Here is a 12,325-nt window from a genome sequence, read left to right on the forward strand (position 1 = left end):
CGGAAATCTGTTTGCAGATGGTCCACGCATGTTTTTCCTGACCGGGAACCGGTCGCAGACTGTAGCCGGGGGTAAGCGCAGCGCCACCGCCGGAACGTTCCCCTACACGCCCACCCCGACCCCGGAGGAGTCCCAGAATGCGCGGCGGGCGTTGAGGACGGCCGGTTAAGCAGCGTCACGTTTCGGCTCGGAATCAGAACGCGACGAACATTATGCAACCGATTCCCGATCGGAGGGCCCTTTTCGCGTTATTACCGTGGGTCTGCGACGCCACGGCTACCATCTGCAATCCTTTTCGGGACCAAAAGCTGGGTCTCCGGCATGTAGAAATAAATAAACCGAAAAACTTGATCGTTCTGGTGGGGCGGTTTCGCTCTGGTTTACGCCGAAGAGGGTGTGCAGGAGAAAAACACCACTTTAACAATAGCGGAGCAAGACAATGCTTTCCGGAATGAAGCGACTGTTCAAGAGAAGAGAAGCCAGATCGCGTTTAACCTCACGACGTCGACGGTTCGGGCAAAGCCTTGAACGACTGGAGTTGCGAGAATTATTGGCGGCTGACCTGGAGTTCTCGACTTTCTTTCCGTCGACCCCGATGGAAGATGGCGTGGCCGCGATCGCTCAGGATTCTGCGGGAAACGCCTACGTGTCAGATTATCGCTACGATGCGGTGACATTCGAGCTCGAAGGCAGCGTCAGCAAACTGTCACCCAGCGGATCACTCTTGTGGTCGCAGGAACTACCGGAATACGCGCTCGAGATTGCCGTCGACGATAGCGGTTTTGTCTACTTGGCTGCAGCAACGTCTCAGATCGATCTACCGACAACGGCTGACGCCCATCAGTTGGGACTGGCTGGTGGAACGGACTTCCACGTGATGGTGCTCGATGGCAACGCGATCGATGCCGATCCAGAAACGTTGTCAGAAAGCGAACTCGTCTACGCCAGCTACCTGGGTGGCACGGGGACTGAGGGTCAGAACTTTATTGGCTTGGCAACGGATGCTGACGGCGGAATCTACCTTGCCGGCGAAACCTACTCGACGGATTTCCCAGTTACCTCGCAAGCAGGCGTTGATTCCTCGCTGGGTGGAGACCGCGACGGTGTCGTTGCTCACTTCGCACGCCTATCTTCCGGCGACTATTCGCTCAGCATGTCCAGCTACCTCGGTGGGTCGGAGGGAGATCGAATCAATGACTTGGACCTCGATGCCAACGGAATCATTCACGTCGTTGGTTCCACTGGATCGGAGGATTACCCGCTCACGCCAAACGCGATACAGACGGAGAGCCCCCCCAATCCTATTTTTAACAGTATCGGATTCGTGACGCGACTGACCGCAGATGCGGAGATTACTTTCAGTACGTTTCTGGGTGGCGACAAAATCAGCGATGTGGTTGCCGACGCATCCGGGAATACTTATGTCGTGGGATCGGGTGGCCGTGAAGGTTTTCCAACGACACCCGGCGCATTCGCCCCGGAAGAGATTCTTGCCGAAGATAACGAAACACGTTTACGCGGTGACTTTGCGAGCAAGATCAGTCCTTCCGGCGAGCTGGAGTACTCTTCCTGGTTTCAATTGAGTCGAGATGTGCTGCAAATTGGGAACGATTCGATCGCGTTGGACGGCGATCGCGTTGTCATCACCGCCATGGATATTGGCGGAGTGGACCGAACAAGCTTTTTCATTCGCTTCGATTCTGATTTCTCTCGCTTGCTCGACTACACCGATGTCGATGAGCAGCTTGGAAACCTTTCGTGGATCACGTCGTCTGGAATCATCGACGGCTCACTCTACGTAGGTGGGGCAACCCAATCGGCTTCCTTTGCCACCACAACCAACGCGATTTACCCAAACAAGAATGACGGACTGGATGGCTTCGTGCGGCGGTACGACTTGGGTGAAAGCGCAGTGGGTAGTGTCAGCGATATCACTGTCTCGGAAGGCGGTGTTGCGACCGTGACCGTATCATTGGCCCAGCCTTGGCCGACGGACGTGGCCGTCGAGTACGACACGATTGAACTTGAAAGTCGCTTAAGGCCAGATGATTACGCGGTTGCCGGTGACGACTACGTCGCGACCAGCGGTACGTTGGTGATCCCGGCAGGATCGACCTCAGCATCAATCGACATCGATGTACTGGAGGACGCATTGCTCGACGCGAATGAGTACTTCACGGTCGCGCTGACCAACTTCGATGGCATCGGGCTCAATACGTCAAGGGTCAAGGTCAACATTGTCGACGACGATTTCTCGGCCTTGGACGACTTTGATAGTGGCGTTCCCGATGGCGGAACCGGGCCCTGGGCGAATGACTGGGACTTGACCGGCAACAGTGCGTTCACCAGTTCCAGCAGTCCAAATGACGGTAACCTGCACGCAATCGTCCAGCGTCGCGGCGTGCTGACTCGCCAACTCGATACGACAGGTGTCAGCAATCTTAACCTCTCGTTTGCCAGTAAGTTGCGGTCTTTTGAAAATAGCGATAACGCATACGTGCGTGTCAGTTCCGATGGGTCCAATTGGACGACGCTGAAATCCTTTGGCAACGGTGAAGACGACAACAACTATCGCGACTACAGCTACGACATTCCCTTCGAAGCCGACACGCTGTGGATCAAGTTTGAAGGCGACATGTCCAGCAGTCGCTGGGACTATTGGTACATCGATACGGTCTCCGTGACCGGCGAAATCATTCCAAGTGACCCACCGCCGAACGCCAGCCACGACTCTTTCGCAACCAACGAAGATGAGTCACTGACTGTCGGTGCTCCGGGCGTCCTCGCCAATGATACCGATCCGGAGGGACAGCCGCTCACCGCATCGCTGGTGACCGGACCGAGCAACGGCACTCTCACACTCAACGCGGACGGCTCTTTCGATTACGCGCCGGCACCGAACTTCCATGGCACCGACACGTTTGTCTACGTTGCCAGTGATGGCATCAGTGACTCATCGCCAGCGACCGTCACGATCGCGGTCACGGCGATCAACGACGCTCCGCAGGCTGCCGATGACTCGACCACGACCGGCGAAGATCAGCCGGTTGATATTGCCGTGCTACTGAACGATTCGGACGTCGATGGCAATAGCTTGACGATCGACTCGGCTCAAGACGGCAGTTTGGGTACTATCTCAATCAACGCCAATGGCACGTTGACTTACACTCCCGCGAGTGGCTTCTTTGGTAGCGATCAATTTACCTACACGATCAGCGACGGCAACGGTGGCCTGGACACCGCGAGCGTAATGGTGACGGTCGAAGAGCGGAATGATCCTCCGGTGGCGTCCGGTGATAGTGACGCGACTGCCGAAGACATGGCGGTGCTGATTGACGTGCTGGCCAACGATTCCGATCCAGACGGCGATACGCTCAGCATCCAATCGGTTTCCGAGGCAGCTTTCGGCACTGCGGTCATCGTCAACGGTCAAATCGAGTACACGCCAGGAACCAACTTTAACGGTAGCGATAGCTTCACCTACATGATCGTTGATACCGCAGGACAAACGGCGGTGGCAACCGTTGATGTCACTGTTACGCCGGTCAATGACGCACCGGCGGCCGGAGCGAATAGCTACTCGCTTAATCAGGACAGCACGCTGACGATTGACGCTCCTGGCATACTTGCTGACGATAGCGATATTGACGGTGACACGCTCACGGCGGCTCTCGGCTCCGGTCCAGCGACTGGTTCGCTGACTCTGAATGCAGACGGCTCGTTTGCATACACGCCTGACGCCGGTTTCGTTGGCAGCGACAGCTTTACCTATCACGCGGTCGACACCTCTGGTGCAGTCAGTGATCCGGTGACAGTTAGTTTGCAAGTGAACGCGGTTGTCGCCGGCCCGAATCTGTCGCACGGCAATCTCAGCAGCGTCACCAGTAGCTGGCAAACGGTCAGTCTTGGAACCTCGTACACTTCGGCAGTGATCGTGGCGACGCCGCGTTACAACGACGGTTCCGGTCCGGGCGTGGTTCGTATCAGCAACGTGACCGAAACGTCGTTTGATGTGCGAGTCGACAACGCTGGCTTGAGTCCCTTCAGTGGCGGAGTTCACTTCATCGCGGTGGAGGAAGGTGCTTACGATGTGCCGGGTGAGTACAAGTTGGAAGCGGTGAAGGTTGACTCTTCGGTGACCAGCGGCAAGATTGGCGGTTGGCAGGTCGGATCGCAGGGCTATCAGCAAGCCTACTCCAGCCCTGTTGTGGTCGGACAAGTCATGTCGGCCAACGACGAAGACTGGTCAGTCTTCTGGTCCAGTAGCAGCAGCCGCACCAGCCCGGCCAACTCCGGCTCGCTGAACATCGGCAAGCATGTCGCGGAAGACACCGATACCACGCGAGCCAACGAGACGCTGGGGTACTTTGTGATTGAGGCGACCAGCGGTGGCACCATCAACGGCCTTTCCTTCTCGGCCGGCGTCGGCGGCGACACGATTCGCGGTGTCGGCAATGGCACTTACCGCTACGGCAGCGTCACACCCGCCGGTGCCTCGACCGCCGTCTTGAGTTCCGCTGGTATGGACGGTGGCGATGGTGGTTGGGCCGCGTTGATGGGCACCAATCCGCTGCCGTCCAACGGTGGTTCGATCGACCTCGCAGTGGATGAAGATCAAATTCGTGATAGCGAGCGAAATCACACCACTGAACAAGTTGCCTACTTTGTTATTGGTGAAAGCGACGGTCAGGGCGCAGCGGCGGGTACGATGGCTCAACGTCAAATCACCGTCCACGATCCTCTGGATGTCAACGGTTTCAGTTACCCGATTGGCGCGATGCAAGTCATCAACCCTCTGAACGCCGACACAGCCACAGAAAAAGAGGACATGGCCCGAGACACCAGCGTTAACGAATCGCCGGTAATCAACAAGTTGAATGCCGCTTCAGAGTCGGTAGCCCGAAGCTCCAGCAACGCCCAAGCCATCGACGGCTACTTTGCGACCCTCGAAGACGATGAAGAAGAATTTCTCTTTGGCTTCGAGCTGATCTAAATAGCTTCTCATCACATTGAGAGCGCTCATGCTGCGATTGGATATTTGACTGTTGTTTTGACTTCAAAGAATCTTTGAGTGTCGAACCAATCATAGACGTGCTCGACGAGTTCTTCGATGCCATCGCATTTGTGGTTGCGAGTGACGACTTCGTGCATATGCCACCAGACTCGTTCGATGGGGTTTGTTTCCGGAGCATAAGCGGGCAAAAAATGAATCGTGATTCGGTGTCTCCAGCGATAAAGGTATTCGCACACAACCCGACTGGAATGGAACGATGCGTTGTTACAGATCACGTGGATGTGTCGATAGCCCCGGAGTTGTCGACGAAGATCATCCAGGTGCTGTACGAAGAATTCCGAGTTTCGTCGTCGACAAGCCAGTGAGACAAACAGCCGACCGGTACGCCACGACAGCGAACCGTAAACGTAGCGTTTAATGTTGTTGCCCGGTGTGGGAACGGTGATCTGCTGGCCTTTGCGCCCCCATGCCGCACCGATTTTTGGATTCAGATTGATGTCTACTTCGTCCTGAAAAACGGCCGTCTCATTCAATGGTAACTTTCGCAGCAGACCACGTATTTTCCGCACTTTTCCGTCGTATTCGTCATCACGCAGCCCGAGGATCGGTCGTGGACGATTCCACGCGTAGCCGTCTCGCTTCATCCATCGTCGAACCGTTTCCGTGCTGACACGCACAGGATTTTTGTGGTTCCACGCCAGCATGTTGGCGATCAGTTCGCACGTCCATCGGCTGCGAAAGTAACCATAGTCCTGAGGTGTCGTCGTATCGAGCCACCTCCGCGCTTTACCCACCCACTTGGGTGTTGGAGACTTCTTTTTGACCGTTCCACTGAGGCCTTCAATTCCGTCTTTTCGAAAAATGTTCAGAGTCCGACTCACGAAATTATTGCTGGAGAATGTGATTCGGACGATCGTTCTCCACGAATAGTTTTCGGCAGCCAGCAGCACGACGTGTGCTCGCCGAGACAGGCTTGCATTCTTTCCATTTCGATACAGAGCCAACAGGACCTTGCGGTCTGAACGCGAAAGATCGATACTGCCATCCATGGCCTGACCTCCTGAGTTCTGTTTTTGGTTTGCACCTTGAACTCTAAGGTCAGGCCTTTCTTCTCAACAACAGCGCTCTCATTAGCATGCGGAGCTATTTAGTACACCAGCAACCATAAGGCCCGTTTTCACAAGCCGGCAGCCATGAGTCTGTCGGCTCCTTTTTTTCAGCTCCGCACCGGGTGCAATCCCCCGTCACTGTTCGACTGTCTTCGAACTCGCCAAAGTTCGGATCATTCGACCGGAGATGGCCAAGCCGTCAATTCGTATCGGTGATTCAACTGACACACACCGAAGCAAATTGAGAAATTGATTCACGGGTATCCAAGACCTACATGCTTGCATTGTCAATTTGATGCATGGGCGACTCGGGAGTCGCGCTGCGGTGGGCGTGACCTTTGTCGCCAAGTCGGATTGCCATCGGACGGTTCGACCTGAGCGAAACGACTCTTCGCGACCGGTCCAAATTTTTGAATTTCTTCATGGGCCTCAGGAAGTTGGCGGGACTCTTGGTTGTACTTTTGTTCCGGGCAATGCCGAAGGCCTTGGTGGGTTTCGCAACAAACACACCGGTTCAATCAATCCCTGCTAAGATTCTACAGGCCGGTACCGTAGCCTGTGATAAGGTCGTAGTGTTCGTCCGGCGTGGAAGTCAGCAGTCGGATCACGTCTCCATGTCCGTAGCGCAAAGCGTTCTTCTTACCGGTGGCTGCGATTTCCGCCAGATCCTGTTTCAATAATGCGGTGCCTCGACCAAAGTCGACAAGCAGCCATGCCTGCAACCATTGGTCGTACAATGACAGCCCGCCAGCGCTTTTGGGAATTTGATCCTGTTGCTCATTGACCAGCAGCAACAGTTCTCGCGCGGCAAACTGGTCGGCGATGGCCAATATGCGAGCGGTGCTGATGGCGGACTTCAGCCGATCCTGAGCGGAAGTCACTCGGCCCTTCACGCGACATGCCAGTCGCACATGCCAGATGACGCTCTCCATGTCCGGGTAGTCCACCTGTTTCGCCTGGCACGCCAATGCTGCAGCAAACGGTCCTCCACCGCCGTAGTTCGTCCATGACGTAAATGCGTCGTTTGCACGGCGATGCACTTCCAGTGCTTCGCCGATAAGTTGCCAGGCTCTCTGTTTGTCAGTCTTTCCGACGACCACCGCCAGTCGCCCCAGCGACTGAGACCGATTGTCAGCCTCTTCACAGCTTTGCGCAATTTTGGCTGAGTCTCGGAAGATCAGTTCTGCTGCGGGGAGGAATCGCCTTGCAGATCGTGTCGAAATTCGCCTTCAACAGCGGCCAGCGGCCTCTCTTTGTCACTCAAAGTCATTGCGTGAATTCTCGCACGCGTCATGTAGAATTTGAGTCGTATTTCTGTGCCGAACAGTCGTCGCAAATCGGTGTGCTTTCGCCACTGGACCGGATGGTCGAGGGCGTCGCCCTGAATCGGGCGAGCATCGGATTGCTTGTAGCCGGTAATGGGCTGCCAGTCACGCGTCAACAGTTCCACGTGGATCGCCCCCTTCTGCCATGTGGCGGCGTTCACGTACAGGTGGGGCTGTTGGACCACGAACGGTTTCGTGATGACACGACATGGCCCACGATCGAGGTCGCTGGTTTCCAAAGAAACAAATCGATCGCGTTTGAACGTCGCCAGAGCCGCACCGCCGGTGAGTTCGTCGGGCTCGTAGTGGGCCCGATTCGCATCGTGTGGGTAGTTGATTGCGGCGTAATAAAAGTAGGTCGTGTCGTTCACCACGATCGGCCGGGGCTGTGAACACCCCATCGCCATGTAGTCGTAATAACCCAGCTGCCCGGAGGGAATAAATGGCTGGCCCCGACACACTCGATTAAAATGAATCCCGTCGCGACTCGTGACAAGATGAACGTTGATCGGCTGCGGACGGCGCAGATAATAGACGCTCATGTAGCCGACATAGATATCACCGTACTTGTGACAGGAAAATTGATAAAGTTCGGTATCCGGCGGATCGTCAGCGTCCATCGCAAGGATGAACTGATGTTTCTTCCACCCCCGCAGATCATCGCTCTCGGCGTACGCATAGGAGCGGTAGTATCGATCTTCCCGGCCTCGATTAAGGTCGCTCTCGTCGGCAATCAGATGTTCGCTGAATTCGGGAACCACGCGACGATACAGGGCCCACTTGTTTCTTGCGTCGTCGAACATAACGTGCATCAGGCAATCGTCTCCTGTGCCGGCAACGTCGTGTGGCGTCTGCCAAAACGGGCTGCTTGCGCAAGACCAGTGAATGCCGTCGGGGGAAGTGACGATGTGAGCTCCCCGCCGATGATCCTGCACAATTGCCAGGCCGACGAATTTTTCGGATGCGTCCCGCGGATTGGGATGTCTGTTGACGGCCCAGAAGAATGCCTTCTTACCCTGAGGTTTCATCGGGCTGACTGGGACGATGTATTTCTCTGGTCCATATGAAAACGGCGTGACCGACGACAAGGCCATGTCGCTCGTAAAAATAACGTTGTGGTCGCGCCGACCGGCAACTTCCATGACGCCCAGGTCCGGTTTGTCCCAGTGGACGCCATCTTTCGAAGTGAAGTACAGCATGTACGCCGCGTTGTCCGCCACACGACCTGATTTCCAGTCACAGCCGGCCCTGGCCCACATTTTGAAGAGTTTGTCCTCTTGATCGTACATCGTTGTGTAGGGCTGAATGTAATCGCCATCACACCAGCGTTCGCAGCGGACAACGGGATTGAGCAGATGTTTTTTGGGCGGATGAAGTTTCCGTGAAACGCCTGGCGTGACCTCGATCAGTTTGTTGTCGAGAAACAGCTCCGTTGTGAAAGTGACTTGCTGCTGGTCCAAATGGCTGGCGGAAGGATGCGAGGTTGCCGGTTGCGCGGACGCTTTTTCGGCCGCAAGCATCCCGGCACCCGTAGCACCAGCGATCTTGAAAAACTGGCGACGGTCGGCTTCCATGTTGCGGTCCTTGTTTTGGTCAGGTCGAGGTAGTCAGAATTCAGAAAAAACTGAGGCAACAAAACGGACTTCGCTTTTATGTGCCTGCAGATCGAAGTTTAGTGTATGGCCGTTGAAAATTACTCGCAAACCGCCAGAAGCGGTGTAATACGCATAGCGTTGAAACGTAACCGCACGGTGATGGGTTCGAGCTATGTTACGAATAGTCCTGTTGTCACGACGCCAAACGTCACACGAGCATCATCAGATTGGCTGCTGCGTTCTCTGAACCTGCGACCGCACTGCGACTGCTGCGAGCTGAAACCACGACGATCCCGCAAACGACGGCTCAACTGCCTTTTTGAATCGGTAGCGGCACCGGTGCTTAAGCGGGGGCACCAAAGCAGGTCGCTACCGGTGGTTTTCCTCGGGCGGTCGTGTGACGGGAGAGCCTCTTGGCAATGTTTGAGGCTTTCAGCGAATTCCGATTGTCACGCTACGTGGTGGACTTCTTCATGGTTTCCTGTCCGAAAACGAGCACATGGCCGCTTGGGTCCAGCATTTCGAATTCCGTCATCCCATAGAATCGAGCCGTCAGATCCGACGCCGTCAAGCCGCTCCGACGGATCTGTGCATGAAGGCTCTCAACGTCTTCGGGATAGAAGTAGTACATCGCCTGAGAATAGCGTCCGTTGCTCTTTAGTGGCTCCGAAATGTACCCAGGACTTGCCAACATCAATTGGACACTTCCATTATTCAGCGACGCCCATCCGGTTTTGCCGACTGTGTCCATGCGATTCACGACAGAGAAGCCGAGGACACTTTTGTAAAACTCGATGGATTCCTGCACATCGTCGCAGATCAACATCGCAACCATGTCTTTCATCGTGGTGACCATTTCATTCTCCCAGTTTCTTTTCAGTGGCCGCGTTTAGTAGACGTATGATTCCCTGGTTGTCCGACCTCTTCGCATAGTCGAGTGCCGAGTGTCCGTTTTCGTTTCGCAGCGTCGGATCTGCCTGAAATTCGAGCAACAGCTCAGCCATTTCGGTGTCGCCTTTGAAAGCCGTGAACCGCAATGCTCCTCCACTGCCATGTGGTGCGTCTGCCAGCGTGGGGTCCGCCTCGAGTAACTGTCGTACAACCCGGTATCTGCGCAGTTCTACCGCGTCGAGAATGTCGACTGCGGAGTTTTCAAACAGCCATTCGGTCAGGCTATCCTGGTTGCCGCCATCCGCCCACCCGATAGCCGTCGACTCCCACATCTCATCCCGAAGCGTTGGGTCTGCACCGTGCTGCAGGAGCAAATGCGCGGCCTCCGCCTCCCCTTGGTAGCAGCTCTCGTGGAGAGCCGTAATCCCACGTCTTGGGCCACCATTTACGCCGACGCCATGATCCAATAGCAGCTTGGCGATCGCTACGTGGCCTGACATGCAGGAAAACACCAATGCCTGTTGAAGCGTGGCTGACGGGTGGGGGGCGACGCTTCTTGAAAATCCATTGTGCCGTGGATTCGGAAAGTGACATTCGTTCGAAACCAGCTGCAAAGATTCGTTGAGATACGCTTCTACCAAGTCAAATTGCCCGATGCCGGCGGCCGTTGGCAGGTTGTCGATTCTTGCTCCGCAGGAGGCTAATGCTTCGGCTGCATTCGGATATCGAAATCCCAAGGCTACGGCCATCGGTAGACCGTCGTCTTCGATGCCGTTGACTGATGCCCCCGCCTGGCAGAAGAGATGCACAAGTTCTGCATGCACACCCGCCTGATGCGGATGCGAGCTGGAGACGAGTGCGACAAGTGGTGTCGAACCAGGGCCGCCGCCGTAAATTTCCGTTGTCGCATCCACGACCTGTGCAGCGCCAGCATCGAACAGCAGTCGAGTAATCTCCGGCGCATTGGAAGGTACGATCTGATGCTCGTTTTCCACACCATTCGCAGCGATGTAATGCAGCAGCACGCACTTGTGCTGGCGGGTCGAGCGCATCGTAGCGATTTCAGGGTGCGCCCCCAGCAATTCTCGTAGCAACTCTGCATCGCCACGAATCGTCGCGCGAACGGCGTCTTCAAATGCCGCTGCCGGGCCTCCCGGTTCAACCTCCAACAGCCGAATGTATTCCTTCAGCTTTGGCCAGCTTTCGAAGCCGCTTTCCCGGGCGATGACATGTTGGGCCTCGGTCAGAGACACGCCGTCGCGAATCACATCCTGAGGTGTCTTGCCACGAAACCGCGGGTGGTTCCATGTAAACCTCGCCGCATTGCTACCATCCAGAGACCTAACCGCCCTTAGCAGTTCCTTGGCAAGCTTACGTTTCTGCTCCAGATTCGGGCGATCGGTGCGCGCAGCATCAGAATCGTTTGACATAACGACCTCCTTCTTTTTCGAGCCCGGTTCGCTAAAGGCTGAAGTTGGTCGTGATTAGATTGTCGTGTCACTTGAGGGGTGGGCACGGCCCTTTCCGCGAACCAGGTAGCGGCCCCTGACCGCAGTTCACATAGTAGGCGCAAATCGCGAGCCTGCATAGCCGAAGACCCTGAATTCACTTCCGACGATGGCCCAATTTCTCTCGCGGACGCAACTGTTGCAGTGACGGCAGCAAAGAGAATCGCTGCAGCAGCGACACCGCTACGAAGGCATGACAGCATGAGTTCGGGCGGATGCAATTCGGCAACAAATGACGGCGTGACATGGGCATGCAAGTGGCTTCGGGCTGCTGCTCTCCGGATCCCGATACGCAATTTCCCAATCTGCATCGGCTCATCGACCGACGCAGCTTAAATTGACGCGCAACTAACCCCGGAGGGCGTGTCCAGTGTCCTGTATGCCCATTGCTTCAATCCGTGCCTTGGGAGGAACAGGCTCGAAATCTTCGAAGCAAAGTAGAGCTATGTCTGGGATGAAACCTGCAACTGGTCGACTGGACCGGCCGCCAGTTGAGTCGCGCGGCGTGATTCCGAAAGACGTCCCACCGGTGATTGAGCGACTTGGCAGCGCGGCGGAGATCTGGATGCACTTCGTCCGAAAGTTCAGCGCCCGCCGCCACGTGCAGTCGGTGACTCTGATCAATCAGCAGGCCGTCGTCCACAGTCTTTAGTCTCCCACGGGCTCGTCGACGTAGCTGGGCGTTGGAAAGATCAGGCAGGCTGTCACTGGTTTTTGTTCACTCCGAAACTGGATCGCCCTGATTCGTTTACTTTCGTTGAGTCGGGTCAATCGAAAGGTGTGAAACGCAGACGTTTGAGAACAGATTGGTCGCGAACAGCGATGCAAGGAGTCGCACGGTGGATCGGACCATTATGGGCGAGTGGCATCGGACACGCTGTGT

General features: G+C 55.7%; 7 protein-coding genes. 2 read left to right on the forward strand and 5 right to left on the reverse strand.

Annotation, left to right across the window (positions count from 1 at the left end; all coding sequences use genetic code 11):
* Positions 1–439: 439 nt before the first annotated feature.
* The gene (locus tag Fuma_RS31440) at positions 440–4,993 is read left to right on the forward strand and encodes a tandem-95 repeat protein (protein ID WP_077027597.1); all 4,554 of its coding nucleotides are present in this window, start codon (positions 440–442) and stop codon (positions 4,991–4,993) included.
* 26 nt (positions 4,994–5,019) lie between these two features.
* Here the strand turns inward: Fuma_RS31440 and Fuma_RS31445 are convergent, their stop codons facing one another.
* The 5 genes from Fuma_RS31445 to Fuma_RS31470 form a co-directional block, all read right to left on the reverse strand.
* Positions 5,020–6,063, reverse strand: a complete 1,044-nt coding sequence (locus Fuma_RS31445) for an IS630 family transposase (protein WP_077027598.1) — start codon at positions 6,061–6,063, stop codon at positions 5,020–5,022.
* A 596-nt stretch (positions 6,064–6,659) separates the two neighbouring features.
* Complete coding sequence (locus tag Fuma_RS31455; RefSeq protein ID WP_145944484.1) at positions 6,660–7,163, reverse strand: hypothetical protein; 504 nt, start codon at positions 7,161–7,163, stop codon at positions 6,660–6,662.
* A 137-nt stretch (positions 7,164–7,300) separates the two neighbouring features.
* Positions 7,301–9,022 carry a hypothetical protein gene (locus tag Fuma_RS31460; protein WP_077027601.1) on the reverse strand — a complete coding sequence of 574 codons (1,722 nt, stop codon included), beginning with the start codon at positions 9,020–9,022 and terminating at the stop codon, positions 7,301–7,303.
* Positions 9,023–9,497: 475 nt separating this feature from the next.
* A complete protein-coding gene (locus Fuma_RS31465) occupies positions 9,498–9,899 on the reverse strand; it encodes a VOC family protein (protein ID WP_077027602.1) in 402 nt (133 codons plus the stop codon).
* Between the two features lies 1 nt (position 9,900).
* Entirely contained in the window at positions 9,901–11,364 is a 1,464-nt protein-coding gene (locus tag Fuma_RS31470) for an ankyrin repeat domain-containing protein (protein ID WP_077027603.1), read from the reverse strand.
* Between the two features lie 532 nt (positions 11,365–11,896).
* On the opposite strand from Fuma_RS31470, the gene Fuma_RS31475 reads away from it, so the two are divergent.
* A complete protein-coding gene (locus Fuma_RS31475; RefSeq protein ID WP_077027604.1) occupies positions 11,897–12,094 on the forward strand; it encodes a hypothetical protein in 198 nt (65 codons plus the stop codon).
* The last annotated feature ends 231 nt before the right edge of the window (positions 12,095–12,325 follow it).

It is taken from the genome of Fuerstiella marisgermanici (assembly GCF_001983935.1).
GTDB classification, from domain to species: domain Bacteria; phylum Planctomycetota; class Planctomycetia; order Planctomycetales; family Planctomycetaceae; genus Fuerstiella; species Fuerstiella marisgermanici.